12 protein-coding genes are annotated in these 19,355 nt (G+C 44.6%); 4 read left to right on the forward strand and 8 right to left on the reverse strand.

Translation table 11 applies throughout. The features are described from left to right. Positions 1–483 precede the first annotated feature (483 nt). Complete coding sequence (locus tag ACO1R6_RS02810; RefSeq protein ID WP_486261997.1) at positions 484–2,982, forward strand: PIG-L family deacetylase; 2,499 nt, start codon at positions 484–486, stop codon at positions 2,980–2,982. Between the two features lie 222 nt (positions 2,983–3,204). Here the strand turns inward: ACO1R6_RS02810 and ACO1R6_RS02815 are convergent, their stop codons facing one another. Beyond that, on the reverse strand, positions 3,205–3,471 hold the full coding sequence (locus ACO1R6_RS02815) for a hypothetical protein (RefSeq protein ID WP_486261998.1): 267 nt from the start codon (positions 3,469–3,471) through the stop codon (positions 3,205–3,207). An 874-nt stretch (positions 3,472–4,345) separates the two neighbouring features. On the opposite strand from ACO1R6_RS02815, the gene ACO1R6_RS02820 reads away from it, so the two are divergent. Then, positions 4,346–4,906, forward strand: coding sequence for a CAP domain-containing protein (locus ACO1R6_RS02820; RefSeq protein WP_486262000.1), 561 nt, complete (start codon positions 4,346–4,348; stop codon positions 4,904–4,906). A 29-nt stretch (positions 4,907–4,935) separates the two neighbouring features. On the opposite strand, the gene ACO1R6_RS02825 is transcribed toward ACO1R6_RS02820, so the two are convergent. The 7 genes from ACO1R6_RS02825 to ACO1R6_RS02855 form a co-directional block, all read right to left on the reverse strand. Then, positions 4,936–5,676: a carbohydrate-binding family 9-like protein gene (locus tag ACO1R6_RS02825; protein WP_486262002.1), complete on the reverse strand. Its 741-nt coding sequence runs from the start codon at positions 5,674–5,676 to the stop codon at positions 4,936–4,938. Next, complete coding sequence (locus ACO1R6_RS02830; RefSeq protein ID WP_486262004.1) at positions 5,673–6,794, reverse strand: amidohydrolase family protein; 1,122 nt, start codon at positions 6,792–6,794, stop codon at positions 5,673–5,675. The genes ACO1R6_RS02825 and ACO1R6_RS02830 overlap by 4 nt, the downstream gene beginning before the upstream one ends. 21 nt (positions 6,795–6,815) lie before the next feature. Continuing rightward, a complete protein-coding gene (locus ACO1R6_RS02835; RefSeq protein ID WP_486262006.1) occupies positions 6,816–7,931 on the reverse strand; it encodes an amidohydrolase family protein in 1,116 nt (371 codons plus the stop codon). Positions 7,932–8,046: 115 nt separating this feature from the next. Continuing rightward, on the reverse strand, positions 8,047–9,213 hold the full coding sequence (locus ACO1R6_RS02840; protein WP_486262008.1) for an amidohydrolase family protein: 1,167 nt from the start codon (positions 9,211–9,213) through the stop codon (positions 8,047–8,049). Between the two features lie 131 nt (positions 9,214–9,344). Beyond that, entirely contained in the window at positions 9,345–10,568 is a 1,224-nt protein-coding gene (locus tag ACO1R6_RS02845) for an acyltransferase family protein (protein ID WP_486262010.1), read from the reverse strand. A 272-nt stretch (positions 10,569–10,840) separates the two neighbouring features. Then, positions 10,841–12,340, reverse strand: coding sequence for a RagB/SusD family nutrient uptake outer membrane protein (locus ACO1R6_RS02850; RefSeq protein WP_486262011.1), 1,500 nt, complete (start codon positions 12,338–12,340; stop codon positions 10,841–10,843). Between the two features lie 18 nt (positions 12,341–12,358). Next, positions 12,359–15,490: a SusC/RagA family TonB-linked outer membrane protein gene (locus ACO1R6_RS02855; RefSeq protein WP_486262013.1), complete on the reverse strand. Its 3,132-nt coding sequence runs from the start codon at positions 15,488–15,490 to the stop codon at positions 12,359–12,361. Positions 15,491–16,232: 742 nt separating this feature from the next. Between ACO1R6_RS02855 and ACO1R6_RS02860 the strand changes: the two genes are divergently transcribed. Continuing rightward, positions 16,233–18,437 carry a B12-binding domain-containing radical SAM protein gene (locus ACO1R6_RS02860; protein ID WP_486262016.1) on the forward strand — a complete coding sequence of 735 codons (2,205 nt, stop codon included), beginning with the start codon at positions 16,233–16,235 and terminating at the stop codon, positions 18,435–18,437. A 183-nt stretch (positions 18,438–18,620) separates the two neighbouring features. After that, positions 18,621–19,355, forward strand: a 735-nt coding sequence (locus ACO1R6_RS02865; RefSeq protein ID WP_486262015.1) for a hypothetical protein, incomplete at its 3' end; no start/stop codon positions are given.

Below are 19,355 nucleotides of genomic sequence, written 5' to 3' on the forward strand. Positions count from 1 at the left end.
GGACAGTTGCCAACGCAGTTTAGTCCAAGGTCGTCTAGCCAAGCCTTATATGACCTTGGAGGCGGCGAATTATATGGTCTTTTATATTCTTGCAATTTATATTTTAACTTACCCCTAACTTGTATATAAACACCAGTATTACGTTTATTACGCCTTTTCCTAATGTGTATACGTAACTGGATTAACGAATATACTATATATTCATAAATATATAATCAAGTACTACCAATATTCCTGCGCTTAATTACTTATTTTAAAATTGCCAAAAAACTGTAAAAAAGCAAGATAAATGACGGGATAGCTTGCCGCAACAGGCACGGGGCTACGTCCCTTAAATAATATTACCCAGCTTATCGCCCCAAAGTATAGCTTAATTTCTTTCTCTGTCCTAAATTTGGGTAAAATGGCGGCACGGTGCGGCATAATATAAAACTGAAAACTTTGCCGTTACCTGGTAGCTACCCCGTTATTACCTGTTAATGTATGAAAAGAACACCCGCTGTACTTAAATATACCCTACTCTTGTTTCTGTTTTTATGCGGTAAACATACTTTTGCCCAAGCCCCAGCCAAGCCGTCGGCCGCCGAAATACTCCAGGACCTTAAGAAATTAAATGTTTTGGGCAGTGTTTTGTACATGGGCGCGCACCCCGACGATGAAAACACATCGTTTATCTCCTACATGGCCAACGAAAAACTGTACAACACGGCTTACCTGTCGTTAACCCGCGGCGATGGCGGCCAGAATTTAATTGGTCCCGAAATAAGCGAAGGCCTGGGTATTATCCGGACCCAGGAATTATTGCAAGCCCGCCGCGTAGATGGTGGGCAGCAGTTTTTTTCCCACGCCAACGACTTTGGTTTTTCTAAAAACCCTGCCGAGGTTTTTACCATCTGGAACAAAGAACAACTACTGGCTGATGCCGTTTGGGTTATCCGCAATTTTAAACCCGATGTAATGGTTACCCGCTTTCCCGTAGATGCCCGGGCCGGACATGGCCAGCACAGTGCGTCTTCCATACTAGCCGAGGAAGCTTTTGATGCCGCCGGCGACCCCAAGCGTTTTCCGGAACAATTAAAATTTGTAGAAGCCTGGCAACCCAAACGCTTGCTCTGGAATACCAGCACCTGGGCTTTCCCGGACAAAGCAGAATTTAACAAATACGTAAAAGAGTTTTTACAAATAGATTTAGGCGGCTACAACCCTTTAATCGGTAAATCTTACGGCGAAATTTCGGCCGAAAGCCGCAGCATGCACAAAAGCCAGGGGTTTGGCTCAGTAGGTTCGCGGGGCAGCTCTATTGATTATTTCCAACACACCAAAGGCCCAAAAGCCAGCCAGGATTTATTTGAGGATGTAAACACCACCTGGGCCCGGGTAAAAGGCGGCGATAAAATTGAAAAAATATTAGCTAAGGCTATAAAAGATTTTAATGCGGCCAACCCGGCGGCAGTAGTGCCCACCTTAATTACCGCCCACCAAACCTTAAGCAAACTACCCGATAGCTACTGGAAAAAAATTAAACTAGCCGAAATAGAACAGGTAATAAAAGCCGCCACCGGTTTGTATTTAGAAGTAACCGCCCATGATTTTACCGCTACCCCCGGTCAGCCCATCAACCTGCAAGTAGAGGCCCTGAACCGCTCGGCGGTACCGGTAACTTTGCAAAAGATTAAATACTCTTTTAACCCTGCCGATACCCTGGTAAATAGTTCGTTGGCCAAAGACAAGCCGTTAAATTTTAAAACCACGCTTACCTTGCCAAGCACTATGCCCTATTCGCAATTGTACTGGTTGCGTAAGAAGGGCACGCTGGGTTCTTTTGTGATTGAAGACCAGCAGGAAGTTGGTTTACCCGAAAACAAGCCCGCAGCCGAAGTTACCTTTTCGTTAACGGTGGGTGGTTTGCCTTTGCAAATGGCGGTGCCGGTGGTGTATAAACGCCGCGACCCGGTTATAGGGGAAGTGTACCGGCCTTTTGTGGTAACGCCTCCGGTTTTTGTAAATATCACCGAGAAAGTATTTATGTTTTCGTCGGCGGAGCCTAAAACCGTGCAGGTAGTGGTAAAATCCGGGAAAGAAAATATTTCGGGCGAGGTGCAATTGCAATTACCAGCCGGCTGGCGCACCGAACCCGCCCGTTTGCCTTTTAACCTGAAATTAAAAGGGGCCGAGCAAAGCATGGAATTTAAAGTATTTCCGCCGGCCCAGGCCCAGGAAGCCGAGGCCCGCGCTACGGTTACTTTAAACGGCCAAAACTACGACCAATCTTTGGTGGTAATTGATTACAGCCACATTCCGGCCCAAACGTATTTTCCGGCAGCTACAGCTAAAATGGCCAAAATAGACCTGAAAAAGAAAGGCAACCAGGTAGCTTATATTATGGGGGCCGGCGACGATATTCCCATCAGTTTGCAACAGATTGGCTACCAGGTTACCCTCCTGAAAGACGAAGATATTAAACCAGCTAACCTGCAAAAATTTGATGCCATTATTCTGGGTGTGCGGGCTTACAACACCGTAGACCGGCTTAAATACCACCACGATAAATTAATGGATTACGTAAAAAATGGCGGCAACTTAATTGTACAGTACAATACTCCGCAAGAACTGGTACTCCCCCATTTAGGCCCGTACCCGTTTAAGATTTCCCGCGACCGGGTAGCCGTCGAAAACAGCGAAGTACGGTTTCTGCGGCCAGAGCACCCGGTATTAAATACACCTAATAAAATAACGGCCCAGGATTTTGAAGGCTGGGTGCAGGAACGCGGCTTATATTTCCCGAACGAGTGGAGCGAAGAATACGAGGCCATTATTTCGTCTAACGACCCCGGCGAGCCGGCCCGCAACGGCGGTTTACTTATTGCCCGGTACGGCAAAGGCAATTACATTTATACGGGCTACTCCTGGTTTAGAGAGTTACCCGCCGGTGTACCCGGCGCCTACCGGTTATTTGCTAATTTAATTTCTTTGGGCAAATAAAAATAGCCGGCATCTGCTTCTGAAAATAAGTAAATGCAAAAGCAGTAATAATTTTAGACCTTGCCTTTGTTAAGAATTAAGAATCAAAATTTCCGTAGCAAACACATCTTGCGCGGCTCCTCGTAGAAGCTTAGCATCTTTTAAATATTACTTAAATAGAAAAAAGGCCACTGGTTATCAGTGGCCTTGTTCGTCTGGCCCAAACTAAACGTTGCTGCTTTATTATCGCCCGGCAGTGGCCCTAAAAATACCATTAACCGCATGCACTCGTGGTACTAACGGCAACGGTTGGCACTGCTTTAACAGGTAAGTTCCCGGATTGTACTTAAAACTAGCCTCCTGTATAGCCTCTTCGTATGTTGGGTAAATACCCGCTACCATTTCTTCCCAAATTAGCAGGTACTTGCCTTGATACTCTAGCTCAAAACCAGCCAGGTTATTGTGGTAAAAGCGTAAGTTTCTAATTAACTGTTGGTATTTCTCCTTCATAGTTCCGCCTGTTTAGTTGTTAATCAAATATTACGCTTGCTTTAATCTGCGTAAAAAAGATTTTACCCGCTTTACAATTTGCTTTTCTTTGCCTTAAACTTATTTAGCGTTTTATAAAAGTATTCCCAGCCGCCATTGGTGGTGTTTTCACCGCCAACCTTTTAGTTTTGCCCGACTACTTGCCGGTGAAAACACGCGGCCAGGGCAATCTTATATGAGATTTTCGAAAGATTAAACAGCTTCCGCTTCATCCGGCCTATAAAACCGACAAGTTCTATAAGCCAGGGTATGCTTTTTATTTTTTAAGGACAAGTGATTTAATCCGGCACTCAAGCTTATACATAAATTTTTTAAAACTGTCTGATTGCAAATCAGATTGGTCGAACGTTTGCACGTATCTTAAAATATCTAAACAATCGGTAATATCGTACTTATCTAAATTAACCTCATTGGAAAGCAACTTCACTTTTGCATTCGACTCCTGTAATTCCATAATTATTGTTAGTATGCTTATAAAATAATTAACTCAATTTTATGGTAAATGATGCCTCTGGTACGGGCATTTACGTATTAATCAACCATTTTCAGTAGTGGACTATACTGTTGTAAGTATTTGGTACACATTCGTGATAGAACGAGATTGTTTCTTCTGTGGGTAAGCTTAAACCTCTTCTCAGACCTATTTTGCAGGGATATTTAGCCCTTATAATCAGGCAGGCCGTTTAGAATAACTTCCAAAAAAATCTTTTCGCAGGTAAAATATTCGGCATAAAAAATGTACTAACCCGGTATATTTAAAATTTACGCACGTCGTTATATTTTAAATTTTTTGAATAGACAAGCTTTTACAAACTGAGTCAGCAGTTTATTTTCTATGAAGAAATACTTCTTTTTGCTTTTATTTCTGTTTTACGCTTTTCCTGATTCTGCTTCTACCAATTATAATTTATACAACAAAGCCGGTAATGCTAATTTACTTAATTATATAAATAATTATAGAGCTTCGTTGGGGTTACCCAAAGTGCGCTACGATTACGGTTTAGAAGAAGCGGCCCGTTTACAGGTGCTGGATAATTACATTAAAAAGAAATTTAAAGGCCGCGGCGACGATGTAAATAAACTGCACCAGAATACACGGTACCCGCTTATCCGGGACCGGGTAAAAGCCGTGGGTGTACCTACAGCCGGCGAGTATTGTGCCGAGATTTGCTACGCCAAAGCCGGCATGAATAAAAAAACTTTAGCCGTAGCCATAAAGCCCTACCAAAGTCTGGAGCAACTTATGTTTATCCGGTACAAAGCATCGGCCGGGCACCGCGACATTATAGTAGACCCTAAATTTACGCGGGCCGGCATCCATACCATTTACGATGGCAAATACGTGTATAATGCCGTTGTATTCATGACCGGCAAACCCCATCTGGCGCAACGCTAGTAATATTACCGGGAAATATTTAACCTGATTTATTCAAATACCAGCCGGCCAAATCTTCTGTAATCGTGAAAAGACTTCTGAGTTTGTTGCCACGACCAATGCACTGTTTTCTGCCGGTCGTAATCTACGCGGTACATATTGGCCCGCCACACCGTACCAGGTTGGGGCGGCACATTACTTAGCGGCGACAATAATTCGTACGGAATGAAAAATTCGGCAACCCAACTTTTTATGGGGCTACCGGTTTCTTTTTTACCACCCGTAATGGTGGTTACATGCCGGGTTTTGCGGGCACCTTCGTATTGCCAGGGCCGCCACCCTAATTGCTTGCCGTTTAAATTGGGCACCAGAATAGGCAATTCGTAGTTTAACGGCGAAAGCTCGTACTCAAAATAAATGGTTTGCTGCGAATCGGGCCATAGAAAAACCTCTACCACATCTTCCAGCCATAGCTTTTCAAAGTCGGCGGTTTTAGATGCGGTTAAAAACTCGTCCTGGCAAGAAAACAAGAAATACAACCCGGTTTTAGAATAAAGCACTTTAAACTTGGTTTCTTTGGGCTGGCCGGTATCCTGCCGCTGCGGCAATAGCTGCCAGGTGGTTATTTGCCAGTTTTTACTTTGCTCCAGGCCGGTTAATTCAAAATCAGGGGTAACTTTTACCGTTATACTGCCGGCATTATTTCCCTGCCCTTTGCTTTTAATGGGCCACAAGCAAGCTATTGTTACACCTAAAAGCAAGAATTTTAATATTTGTCGGAAGTACCTCATTTGGTTTTGCTCGCTGCGGCGCTTAATATTTTCTGAGCGTTCTTGTTGTAGATTTTTTCCAGCACCTCATCGGGCAATTGTAAGCCGTAAATCATCCAGCGGCCTTGCAGGTGGTGCCCACCCGCCGGGTCAAAATATTCATCGGCAGTTTCCAGGAAACGGTAGTAAATCCGGTAAGCATTGGCATTGGGTTGGGTATCGGTGCCAAATAAAACCCGGTCCTGGTATTTAACCATAAATTTGCGGGCAGTATTGGGTTGCCGGCCTAACTCACTAATGCGGGCACCTATCTCGACGTATAAATTTGGATATTCATCGAGCCACTCCGATACAACGCCCAGGTTTTCGGGCAGATTAGCTACGTGCGCGCCAATAAAAATGGTTTTGGAATGCCGGGCCAGCACCCGGTTGCGTTGGCCCAGAATTTCTTCCTTAGTCGGAAAATTTTTGCCGTAATAGCCCCATTCAGGGTGTGCCGCCAATTCGTCGTAGCGTTCGTTGTACTGGTCGATGGGTTTGAAAAAAGCAACTGGGTCGGATACGTGCATTAAAACCGGAATTTTCAATTCGCCGCATTTTGCCCAAATGGGATCTAAGCGCGGGTCGTCTACGGGTACTGTTTTGCCGGTTTTATCTTTTACCGACAAGCCCAAACGTTTGTAAACCTTTACGCCACGCGCGCCCATTTTAACGGCTTCTTCCAAACGTTTGGCTTCTTTTTGCCCAAAGTTAGGCTCATCAATCCGTTCCCACTCGGGTGCAAAAAATACCAGAAAACGGTCTTTGGCAACCGCCGACTTTTTTAAATGCTGTTTATAAAAGTCGTCTTTTGAGTGCCCGTCCATACTGGCTACAGCAGTTACCCCGGCCTGGTCCATTTCCCGCAGAAAAGTTTCGGTTTTATCTAAATTACCCAAGTGGTTATGAATATCTATTACCGGGAATTTGGGTTTGGTAATCTCGGTTTGGGGCACTACTAATTCGCTTCGGGGTCGCCAATCGAGTAATTTTAAACTAGCTTTTTCCTGGGCCCAGAGGTTAGAAGCAAAAAACAGAACCAGTACGCAAGCGGTTGCCCATATCTTGCAACCACCAACTTTAAGTAAAAATACTTTCATAAATAAGCTAAATAGATGGTGTCATTTATCAGGTTTAGTAATGCCGGGCAGCCATTTTTGGGCATTGGTGCGGTATATTTTGTCTATTACTTCGCGGGGTAAATGCATGCCTTTAAATTGGCCTTTCACGTTGCGGTTAGTCATTAATTCATCTGAGGTAAAAAAGGTCCAGTCGTGCAGCCAAACGCCGTGCAAGTCCCGGTTAACCTCAGCGGCCGGGCGGGTATCAGCGGCATAGGTGCCCTGGTCGGTAGCGTATAAAAGCCGGTCCTGGTATTTTATTAAAAAATCGCGCACCTTTTGCCAGTCGGTAACGGCTTGGTGTTCCAGGTAAACCACCCGCGAGGCCATATCTACCGCCATGTTGGGGAATTTATCTAAACGTTTGGCAATTTCGTCTACGCTCCACTCCAAGCTGGCTAAATGCGCCCCAATAAATCTTAAATTGGGGTGCTTGGCTACCATGCGGTCGCGGGCTTGCATGTGCGTTTCGTAAGAGGGGTACTCCGGATGCAGGTACATGTGGTGTTGCGGATTTTTGCTGAAGTACCGTTTTGGCGTTTCTACAGTCATTTGGTCTAAAGGCAGCCAACTGTTTTTAGGCTCGCCCAAATGGCCAATTAACGGAATATGATGCTGCGCCAGAAAATCGAAAACCGGGTCAAAGCGCGGGTCATCAATCATTACAAATTTACCGTCCGGGTCTTTCAGCTCCATGCCAATCCCTTTCCAGACTTTAACCGCAATGGCGCCCTGCGCAAAAGCATTTTTTAAGTACGCAATGGTTTGCTGCTGCCAGTCTGGGTCGGTCCAGTTTTTAACGGTAAAGCTGCAGGCAAACGCTACCTGTTCCGGAAAAGCTTGTACGTGCTGCATGGCCAAAGTCCGTTGCTGCGCCAGCGTAGGACCATCTACATTTACCGTTAATAAATGAAAATTATCTTTTTTGGCCTGACTGATAATGGTGGTATCGCTGGTACTTAAATGAACGTGGGCGTCAATTTTTTGAATTTTATTAAAATCCTCGACAGTGTAATAATTTATCGCTGCTTTTTTAGTTACCGTACAGGAAATTAAAAGCATAAACCCGGTAAACAGAATAATTTTTACCAGAAATATGGAGGCTACTTTATGCATACGGATTTTACTACCTTTATTATAATCTAAACACCTGCTGGTACCAGCATTGCTTACTATAAGCCCACAGCTTTAGCCATTTACAACTTTGTTCTTTTAATATCTGCGCGGGCAGTTAAGAAGCTTTCTGGGGTTTAGCCATACCGGGTACCCACTTAAGGGCATTCTGGTAATAAATTTTATCTACTACCTGGCGCGGCAGCTTTAATCCTTGGTAAGTAGTATTACTGCTGTTGCGTAGTTGCTCGTCGGTGGTCAGGAATTTCCAGTCGTTTAGCCAGGTGTTGTGCATATCGGCTTTTACTGCAGTCGCCGTATTGTTTTCGCCAGCCCGCACAATAATATCGGTGCCGTACAAGATTCGGTCCTGGTACTTTATAAAAAAATCGTGTACTTTTTGCCAGTCGGTAGCGGCCTGGTGCTGCAGGTGGGCAATGCGGGCAGCCATATCTACGGCCAAATGCGGGTACTTATCCAGGCGTTTGGCTATTTCGTCTACGTTCCATTCCAAACTGGCTAAATGCACACTTACCACTTTTAAGTTGGGGTGTTTGGCCAGCATATTATCGCGGGCATTAATCTGGTCTGTATAAGACGGATACTCCGGGTGTTTGTACATGTGGTACTGCGGATTTTCGGTAAAGTAATTTTTATCTCCCTCTACCGTCATTTCGGCTACCGGCAGCCAGCAGTTTTTGGGTTCGCCCTGGTGGCTGAATAAAGTAGCCTGGTTTTGGGCGATAAAATCCAGTACCGGATCAAATTTTGGATTATCGATCATGACAAACTTGCCGTCTTTGTCTTTCAGTTCCATGCCTATGTTTTTCCAGGTTTTAACCCCAATGGCTCCTTTGGCAAATGAATCTTTTAAATACGCAATGGCTTCTTTTTCCCAATTGGGTTGGTTAAAGTTTTTTATTGGAATAGTGGTTACAAAACTTACCTGTTCGGGGTAAGCCCGCAAGTACTTTACCGCTAAGTCGCGTTGTGGCGCAATAGCATCCTGTAACGTTGCATTTACATTAATATTTACCAATCTAAAATTATCGGCCTGGGCTTGTTCAATAGCGGCGGCATCGTCGCGCCGGATATGAAAATGGGCATCTACTTTTTTAATTGTAGCAAAATCAGCCAGGGTATAATATTCGGCGACAGGTGTTGCGGTGCTGGTTTGTGCTGCCGTGGTTACAGCCGGCGTTTTCTTTTGCGAACAGTTAGGCAACGAAAATAAAAGAGAACAAATAACTAAAACTAAGCTAGACTTGCGGGTAACAGATGTCATAAACCGGTGCTGTTTTTATTTAATGGAGAATAAATTTATTTACCTGAATTTAGCGCCTAGCCAGGAGCTGGCAGATTGGACAACCTTTACAAAAGGCAAAACCGACAGAAAATACCAGGCTTACGTTTAACCTATATTTTAATAAATATTTTATTCTTGTACATCCAGTACAAAACCCAACATTCTATGAGTAACACCAGGGTACCTTTTACCAATGTGGCGTAAGGCAAACCAAATATTTGGTTGTAATCCTGGCCTAAATGAATGGCTAAAGATTGGCCTATAAACGGCCCGAACCCATCGGCGAGAATATAAGCGGCAATGGAGTTCATGCCAATAACCATTAAAAAGAAAGCCCACTTTTTGTGATTCTTCACATCGATTACGCCGTAAAAAAAAGCTAAAAACAAGAAGCACCAGCCTCCGCTAAATAATACCCAAGCCGGTGTCCAGATGCGTTTTACAATGGGGTTAATACCGGTTACATGCAATATTACGCCGCCCACCAACAGCAGTGCCCCGGTAATAACAAAAAGCTTTACTTTTTGAGCCGGAACTGTGGTTGCTTTTAAAATATTACCGGCCAGTAAACCCAAAATCATGGTGCCCAAAGTAGGAATAAAGCTGAGCGTAGAGTAACCGCCGCCGTTGTGCGTAAAAGTATTTTCCCGCGGAAATAAATTCAGAAACCAACGGTCGAAACTCCAGGCAAAGTTGGTGTTTTTGTTCCAGTGGGCCGCAAAGCCCTGCAAGTTATGCTCCCAATCTGGTGTAATGCCCGCCAAGGTATAATCGAAGCCTGTGCCGGGCAACGGATAAAAAGCAAAAGCTGCCCAATACCCGATTAAGAGCAAAGCTAAAGCCCCTATTTGTACCTTTTGGGAATAAAAACCCAGCAAAAACAAAAAAGTGTAGCCTAAGCCAATTTGGGTAAGGGTATCTTCAAAAGTAAAATAGGTTTGCTCGGAGTGCATCGATCGCAGAAATATTCCCAGCAATATTAAAATGAGCGACCGCACCAGGGTATGCCACAGCAAAGCCCCAAAAGTAGCGCCTTTGGCCAAACGGCTACCCAACGAAAAAGGCAGCGCTACGCCCACCAAGAAAGAAAAAGAAGGCTGAATTAAATCGTGCAGCGAGCAACCAACCCAGGGCACGTGGCTCTGGTGAAAACTTAAATATTCCCAGAATTTACTATTGGGCAAAGCTTCTGAAACCCGGCTAAAAGAAAGCACTTCGGCCATCATGAGCAACATCACAAAACCGCGGTATACATCCACGGAAGCAATCCGGCGGCTAACGGTGGCGGTATTTACAATGGGCGCATCTGCTACGGGTGCCGTTACTGTTTGCATAAAAGAATAATTTTATTTTGGCGATGCCTTAAAAAAGCAAAAATTGCGGAGATAAACCAGCAGAAACTTCTATTATTCTGCCTCAAAACCAATATTTTAATAAGTTTAAAGTTCTCTGGGTGTATAAACCTGCCTAAGCCCTGTTTGGGCAATGCAAATTTCAGATTAACCTTTTGGGTAAATATTGGGGCAAATATGTAAGTAGTAAAAAGCCGTTTACCGGCCGGAGCTTACCCGGTATAAGCAAGCTCCGGCCAGCACTTACCTTAGCCTTAATCGGGGTTCTGGGTTTGCTTTGGATTTAATACTATTTCTGCTTCCGGAATGTAAAATACCACGCGGCTATCGGTGTAAGGAATTTCCTGGGTAGTTTGTCCCGAAAGAATATGAGTGCCGGGGTAGTTGCGTACCATGGTACGTTTGTTCCGGAAAACATCAAACTTGCGCAAAGATTCAAAGGCAAATTCCAGGCGGCGCTCGTCTAACACTACGTCCAGCACGCTGGTGTAGCCCATCATGTTACCCGCACTAAAAAGCGCATTGCCCGATAAGCCCGCCCGCGTCCGGATGAAATTTACGTCGGCCAGAGCCGCCTCGGTATTACCTAACTTGGCATTGGCTTCGGCCCGGGTCAGGTACATTTCGGCCAGGCGTAAATAGACCGGCGAACTAAGCGTAACGGCTCCCTCCTGGTAAGAATATTTGGTAATATAATATTTGGCATAGCCGTTTCTGCGGGCTAAAACCGGGTTACCACCGGCATCGGTTCTAACGGTACCATCGGCATTTTTTTCGTAAACCGGTACCACAAACTCGCGCCGCTTATCGGCCGCAAATTTATTTACCAGATTCCGGTAACTTTCCGAAGCGTACATTTCACCCCAACCTTTGCCATCGCTCAAATACATCGACCCAATGGCACCCCACTCGCGGTCGTCTTGCAGGGTGTGCCGAATGGCAAAAATGGTTTCTTTGTTCGCTTCGTTCGAAAACGTAAAATATTTAGGCAAGTCGGCCGTAGAAACCAGGCTATAACGTCCGGAATTAATAATTTTATTTGCGTACTCAATGGCCTTATCGTTTTGTTCCATGTAGAGGTAAACCCGCGCCAGCAAAGCATTGGCTACTTCTTTAGAAGCAAAGCTGCTGTTTTTCTCGCTTTGCATTAAGCTGGCGGCTTTTTGGAGATCGCTCACAACCAAATCGTACACTTCTTTAACGCTGCTCCGGGCCGGCAAATCGTTTAAATTGGTGTTGGTCCGGATCATAATGCCCGGCGAGGCGCCGTTGTCCTGGGCATAGGGGCGGCCAAAAAGGTTTACCAGGTCAAAATGCACCATAGCCCGCAAATAATAATTTTCGCCTAAAATCTGGTCCAGTTCCGGCGACTGCCCTTCTTTTTGATTTTCGATTACTACGTTGGTACCATAAATGGCCTGGTAAGCTTTCCGGAAAAAGTTGGTGGTCACATCCATGGTTTTCAGGTGCCGGTAATTATAGGCATAGAACAAAGGATCGGCCGTGGTACCGCTCAACGAAACATTATCGCTGGGGTATTCGGCCATGATGTGGTAGTTCCGGACATAATAGGCATCTTTTATATAGGTATAATTGCCAATAGTGGCGGCCTTCAATCCTTCGGGCGTACTAATGGTCTGTTGTATGGTCAGGCCATCATAGGGTTTAATATCCAGTTGTTTTGCACAACCACTCAGTAAAGCGCCCCCCAGCGAAAACAGGAAAATATATTTATTATAAGTAGCAGGTCTCATCTTTAAGCAGAATTAGAATTAAAAATCAAAGTTTACACCAAATAAATATTTTTTACTGATGGGGTATTTGCCGTTGGCGGTACCGCTTTCCAGGTCTACTTCCGGGTCCATACCCGAGAATTTGGTCCAGGTAAACAAATTATCGCCGCTCAGGAACACCCGCATAGCCCCAACTTTATATTTGCTCAGAAAAGCGGTAGGCAGGTCGTAAGAAAGGGTAACGTTTCTTAAACGCAGGTAGCTGCCATCTTCCAGAAACCGCGAAGAAGGTTTGTTAGAGGCATTGTTACCGCCCAGTACTGCTTTGGGGTGCGTAGCGTTATCGCCTTCTTTTCCCCAACGGTTCCAGCCATCTATCATCCGCATGCTGTTATAAGTAGGATAAGCACCATCGGCATCAAATATTTCGCGGTTGGCGTTGTATACTTTATTGCCGTACACAAAGCTCATAAAACCTGCTAAAGTAAAGCCCTGGTACGCAAAGGTGTTGCGTATACCGCCGCTAAATTTAGGATTGGCAATGCCGGTATATACCCGGGTAGCACTGTTATAGGCAGTAGTGTTGCTTTCTTTTACGCCGTTGTTGGGGTCGGTTTCCCGAAGTAACCACAGCGGATTGCCGTTTACCGGGTCTACGCCCACCCATTCCCGCATAAACCAGGAGCCAATTGGGCGGCCTACTTCTATGCGCTGGTTGCCTCTTTCAATGGGCTGGCCACCATATAATTCTAAAACTTTATTCCGGTTTAAGCTAAAATTCAGGTCGGTTTCCCAGGTAAGGCCTTGTTTAATATTCTGGGTACTCAACTCAATATCAATACCTTTATTCCGGACGGCACCAATATTCTGGGTTTGGAAATAAAAACCGGTAGCCGAAGAAAGCGGCACATCCTGCAAAATATTGTTATTGCGTTTGGTATAAACATCTACGGCCAGGTCTATGCGGTTAAATAAGCCAATATTTACGCCTACATCGTAAGTATGCGCTTTTTCCCAGGTTAGGTTGGGGTTGGCTAAGCGGCGCGGAAAACCGCCGGGCTGCCCGGCATACTGCACGTTAAACTGGTATAAATCCTGGGCGGCAAAATCATCGATATTGGCATTACCGGTGGTACCGTAACTGCTCCGGATTTTAAACAAGTGCACGGTGTTGGTTAAACCCTGGAAAAACGCTTCGTTAGAAATAGCCCAGGCGCCGCCAAAAGAATAAAAGTTGCCGTAGCGGTTATCGCGGCCAAACCGGGAAGATCCATCGCGCCGGAAAGAAACCGTAGCAAAATACCGGCTGTTAAAATCATAGTCTACGTTTACAAATCCCGAAACAAAATTATTTTTTTGTTTGTACCCGCCCAAAGCCCGGGGCGTAGCCGCCGAACTCAAAGTTTGTAAATCCGGAAAGATTCCCTGGCCGGTAGCATTCATGCCATCAGAATAATTCGTCTGAGATTCGGCACCTAATATACCCCGCAGGGTATGTTGCCCCAAGGCTTTCTCCAGAATTAAAAGGTTAGAAGTTAAAAAGCTATTGCTATACCCGTACGTGTTGCTTAATTCACCTTTAACCGATTGGCCGTTGGGCGTACGCGAATCGCTGTTGTACTCGGAGCGGGAGTTGCTGGTGGAATAGCGGTTGGTTGTAGAAAAAGTGAGCCAGTCAAAAATATTATATTCCAGCTTTAAATCGCCGGTAAGCGATTGCGAACGTTGCCGGTTATAATTGTATTGGCTAACATATAAAAAATTATTCCGGTCGCGGCCAAACCAACCTTCGGTATTCGAAGCTACGTATTTTACAGAACCGTCGGTGTTAAAAGGATTATCCCAGGGCATGTTGATGTAAGAATCTACAATGGCATCGCTGGGGTCGTTGCTGCGGTTAGAAAACTGCGCATTTACCCGGGTAGTTAATTTTAGTTTCGGGTTGATGTTGTGGTCTAAATTAACCCGGAAGTTGGTTTGCTCAAAATCAGTATTAATGAGGGTGCCTTGTTCCTGGTAGTAGTTACCGCCAATGTAAAACCTGGTTTTTTCGGTACCGCCCGAAAGGGCAACCTGGTGGTTGTTGGTAGTAGCTGTACGGAAGGCCAAATCCTGCCAGTTGGTATTGCCCGGAGTGGCGGGCAAAATACCTTTTACGTAATCATTATAATTTAAAGCCAGGCCTTTAGAAGTTAAATAATTATTTATCTGGCTTTCCGACGGGTTGGGAGTGGTACGGGTTAATTCGGCAATGTAGGTATTGCGCTTACCCGTATAATCGTTCTGGTACATGGTATTGGTAAAGTCGTACAGCTCTTGCCCGTTCATTAACTCAAACCGGCCATTGGTAGCCCGGGCCACGCCGGTAGTACCACTATAACTTACTTTGGTTTTACCGGCTTTACCGCTTTTGGTGGTAATTACAATTACGCCGTTGGCGGCGCGCGAACCGTACAAACCCGTAGCGGCGGCATCTTTTAACACCGAAATACTTTCAATATCGGTAGGGTTAGCGGTACCGCCAATTACTCCGTCTACCACGTATAAAGGTTCGGCCCCGGCCGATATGGAACCCGTACCCCTGATGCGCACCGTAGGCGAACTCCCCGGCTGGCCACTGCTGTTAGAAACCACTACCCCGGCGGCTTTGCCCTGCAACAGGTTAGCCGTATTGTTGCTGGTAACATCACGTAACTCATTGCCTTTTACCACCGAAACCGAACTTACCAACTCCGATTGTGACCGGCTGGAATAGCCTACCACCACCACTTCATCTAGCTTGGATACATCTTCTTCTAGGGTAATGGTAACATTTTTTTTACCCTGTAAAGGCACTTTTATTGATTTAAAACCAATAAAACTGGCTACTAGCACATCGTTGGGAGTACGCGCATTCAGAACAAAATTCCCCTGTGCATCTGTTTGGGCACCAATGGTAGTTCCTTCTACCATAACAGTTACGCCTACCAACGATTCGCCGCGGGCATCTACAATTTTACCCTTTACCGGCAAACCCGGCGCAGACTGCAGTAGTAATAAATTTTCTTTGCTTCCGGCCCAGGCTTTATCCGGCGTAAAACAGACGGCAACGGAGCTATAAAGCAGAAATGCTTTAAAATAAAACGGCGTAATTTTCTTTAACATAGAAGTCGGGGTTAGAATTAAAGACATACATGGTTATGAATAATACTGCAAATGGGTAATATTATTTAATAAAACACCGGAAGCTTTTTTATTTTTGAAAAAGCTTCGCCAATATTCATTCTTGGTTAAGTTCAAGAATAAAAGCGTTAGAAAATACAGTAAAACTATTTAGTATATGCTATAAACCTCTCTCTTCTTCCTTATTTGGCCAACGCTGAGAGGTACTCCTGATGTTTTTGCGCTAATTATAAATTTATATAATTACAATTCAGAAATTTACTTTAGACAGTTAAGGCAATTATTTAATAATTAAAGAAATAATTGCCCAAACCAAACAAGACAGTGGGGCTCCCTTATTCTTATTTCTATTTTATAGAACTGCCGTAAAAACAAATTTAAAAATTATCAAATAATAAACAAATAAATAAAATAAAATTTGTGCTCGAACACCTTATTTTATAATACAATTGTGTTCGAACACATAAAAATATCTATTAAGTCTAATTAAAATTTTAAACGCTTGCTTTAACTTGTATTTTAAGGTGTAAAATTACTGCCTACATAAAGCAATGGGTATAAACGGTATTTTCAGGCGTTTAGCTAATTGCCAGAATCACAACTTAAGAAACTGCTTTAAATTGGGTGGCTTTGCTTTGCCGGTTTAGAGAACTCGCTAATTATATCTCTTAAATAATTTAGGTTAAATTTGAGCCGGAATAAACTTCCGGTAAACACCGGTTGTTCTATACCCAAGGCCAATATTATTCTTTTGAAAACACCGGTTATTCTGCTTATTACCCCGCCGCTTACGCAGCTCAACACGCCTTACCCGGCTACCGCTTACCTAAAAGGTTTTCTGGGCAAGCAAGGTTATACGGTTTACCAGGCCGATTTCGGGATTGAGTTGGTTTTAAAAATGTTTTCCCACCAAGGTCTTACCCGTATTTTTGATGCGGCCAGTCAGGCCACCGGCAATATTTCGCTAAACAGCAAACGCATATTACGGCTGCGGCCTTATTACCTCCAAACCATTGAGCCGGTAATCCGGTTTTTGCAGAACAAAGACAATACGCTTGCCCAGCAAATCTGCTACAGCGGTTTTTTGCCCGAAGCTTCGCGTTTCGACCAAATAGCCGATTTAGAATACGCCTTTGGCAACATGGGCATAACCGACCGCGCCCGGCATCTGGCTACGCTTTATTTAGAAGACTTAGCCGATTTAATTAAAGAAACCGTTTGCCCCTACTTTGGCTTCAGCCGCTACGCCGAAAAACTAGCTTTATCGGCCACCTCTTTCGAGCCTTTAGCCACAGCTTTGCAAGACGCTCCCAACCTGGTTGACCAAATGTTACTGGAATTAATGGCCGAAAAATTAGCTGCTGTACAACCCGATTTAATTGGTTTTTCGGTGCCGTTTCCGGGTAATTTATACGGAGCTTTGCGGTTGGCCCAATTTGCTAAGGCTCAATACCCAGCAGTTAAAACTTTAATGGGCGGTGGTTACCCCAATACCGAACTGCGCAGTTTAAAAGAAGCTCGCTTATTTAATTATATTGATTTTGTTACTTTAGATGATGGCGAAGGTCCGTGGCTGAAGATTCTGGAATATTGGCAAAACCTGCGTCCGGCCGAACAGTTACAGCGCACTTTTATGCTGCAAAATAGCCAGGTAGTTTACCAGAATAATTGCCCTGATGCTAATATTCCGCATACTGAAGTAGGCACCCCCGACTACAGCGATTTGCCCTTAACCGAATATTTATCGGTAATTGAAGTAACCAACCCCATGCACCGGCTCTGGAGCGACGGCCGCTGGAACAAACTAACCGTAGCCCACGGCTGTTACTGGAAACGCTGTTCTTTCTGCGACATCACGCTAGATTATATCTCGCGCTACGAAACCGCCCCGGCTACTTTACTGGTTGACCGCATTGAAGAAATTGTGGCCCAAACGGGCCAAACCGGGTTTCATTTTGTAGATGAGGCGGCTCCCCCACTCGCCCTCCGGGATTTAGCCATTGAATTATTGCGCCGCCACGTAAAAATTACCTGGTGGGGCAATATTCGGTTCGAGAAAACTTTTACGCCCGATATTTGTCGCTTACTGGCGGCTTCGGGGTGCATTGCGGTTTCGGGTGGTTTAGAAGTTGCTTCGGACCGGTTACTGGCCAAAATGGAAAAAGGCGTTACCATTGCCCAGGTGGCCCGTGTGACCGAAGGCTTTACTAACGCCGGCATTATGGTGCACGCTTACCTCATGTACGGCTTCCCCACCCAAACCGCCCAGGAAACCATCGATTCCTTGGAAGTAGTGCGGCAATTATTTAAGCAAAACATTATTCAATCGGGCTTCTGGCACCGCTTTTCCATGACGGCGCATAGCCCCGTAGGTAAAAATCCGGAAAAATACGGCGTGGTAAAAGTAGGTCCGCCGGCCGGTAACTTTGCCGATAACGACCTTTGGCACGATGATCCACAAGGCGCCGACCACGAACTTTTTGCCCAGGGCTTATCTAAATCTATTTATAATTACATGCATGGCATTGGGCTGGAAGAACCGCTGCAGTTCTGGTTCGATGCAAAAGTGCCGCGCCCCTCGCACCCGCGCCACCTCATTGCCCAAGCCATTAATACACCTCCCAAACCCGACAGTGAAAAACGTAACCTGCGGGTTTTCTGGTTAGGCAATGTACCGGAATTAGAAGAAATTACCGTTACGAAAAAAGGCAAAAATATTACCCGCGCGGTACTAACTTTTTACGAAAAAGCCGAAGATTTTCAGCTAAAAACCAACTCCATAATTGGCAACTGGCTCCGGCAAACGCTCACCCAGCTTCACCATAACTATGAAACAAAGTTATTGCTGAAAGATTTGGAAGATAGTTTTCCGGCGGAGGCAGGCATGCCGTTTTCGCAGTTCCTGATTTCGCCGGAGTGGCTGTTGCTGCGGGAAAAAGGTTTATTGCTGCTGTAAGTTAAAAAATTAGTTTCGCCGGAGGTACTTTGCCTAAACCTGCTATATTTAAGTTTTTAAAGCGTACGCATACACCCTTATTACCTGAATATTTTACGGGCAGTAAGGGTGTATAAATATCAGGAGCAGACCTTATTAAGTCTTTATCCTAATTAATCAGCCTTACCTCGTTAAACTTAAACTATGCAAAGTAGCATCAATCGGCTAGCGCTTACAACCTTATTCTGCTTTCAACTACTTATCGGATACGGACAAGCAAACACCTGCAACTGTTCTGATAATTTAAATACCACCGTTCGGAAAACAGAAGAAAATTACGCGGGCTACCCGGCTAAGGTAACCGCAAAAACAACGAAAGAATATAATCTTCTGGTACAAAAACTAAAACAAAAAGCCGCCGGCATAAATGAGCCCAAAAAGTGCTACTATCTTATTCGGGATTATATCAGGTTCTTTGACGATAAACATTTTTTGCTGGCGTATAGAAACGAGCAGGACTATGACAGTTTAGTTATTCCTAATGCCGATGCTTATTTTCAGGATAAAAATATTAAAAATAAATTAGCACCCGTTGAAGGCATTTATACCAATCCGGATAGCACCATTACCATTGGTATACAAAAAACTAAATCGGGTATTTTTCAGGCTTTCAAGATTGCATCAAAGCACGATAATTTCCCGAAAGGTTTTGTTTACTTTACCTTAACGCCCAACGGTAGAAAATATACCGTTAAGGATTATAACGCTTTTGTTAGCACCGATTTTCCGGCCAACCAAAACGGCAATCTTTTATACCTTTGGAATTATGCCATCTGGGGCAAAATATCTCCCCAGCAAATGACCGCAGCCGAAAGTCAGGAATTAGCGCAATGGCAGCACAACAACAATGGCTTAGCCTTCAGAAAACTAAAAGTCGAC

It is taken from the genome of Adhaeribacter sp. (assembly GCF_057359045.1).

Coding starts and splice junctions, on each gene's coding strand:
- ACO1R6_RS02810 (WP_486261997.1), top strand. CDS start 484: ATGAAAAGAACACCCGCTGTACTTAAATATACCCTACTCTTGTTTCTG.
- ACO1R6_RS02815 (WP_486261998.1), bottom strand. CDS start 3,471: ATGAAGGAGAAATACCAACAGTTAATTAGAAACTTACGCTTTTACCAC.
- ACO1R6_RS02820 (WP_486262000.1), top strand. CDS start 4,346: ATGAAGAAATACTTCTTTTTGCTTTTATTTCTGTTTTACGCTTTTCCT.
- ACO1R6_RS02825 (WP_486262002.1), bottom strand. CDS start 5,676: ATGAGGTACTTCCGACAAATATTAAAATTCTTGCTTTTAGGTGTAACA.
- ACO1R6_RS02830 (WP_486262004.1), bottom strand. CDS start 6,794: ATGAAAGTATTTTTACTTAAAGTTGGTGGTTGCAAGATATGGGCAACC.
- ACO1R6_RS02835 (WP_486262006.1), bottom strand. CDS start 7,931: ATGCATAAAGTAGCCTCCATATTTCTGGTAAAAATTATTCTGTTTACC.
- ACO1R6_RS02840 (WP_486262008.1), bottom strand. CDS start 9,213: ATGACATCTGTTACCCGCAAGTCTAGCTTAGTTTTAGTTATTTGTTCT.
- ACO1R6_RS02845 (WP_486262010.1), bottom strand. CDS start 10,568: ATGCAAACAGTAACGGCACCCGTAGCAGATGCGCCCATTGTAAATACC.
- ACO1R6_RS02850 (WP_486262011.1), bottom strand. CDS start 12,340: ATGAGACCTGCTACTTATAATAAATATATTTTCCTGTTTTCGCTGGGG.
- ACO1R6_RS02855 (WP_486262013.1), bottom strand. CDS start 15,490: ATGTCTTTAATTCTAACCCCGACTTCTATGTTAAAGAAAATTACGCCG.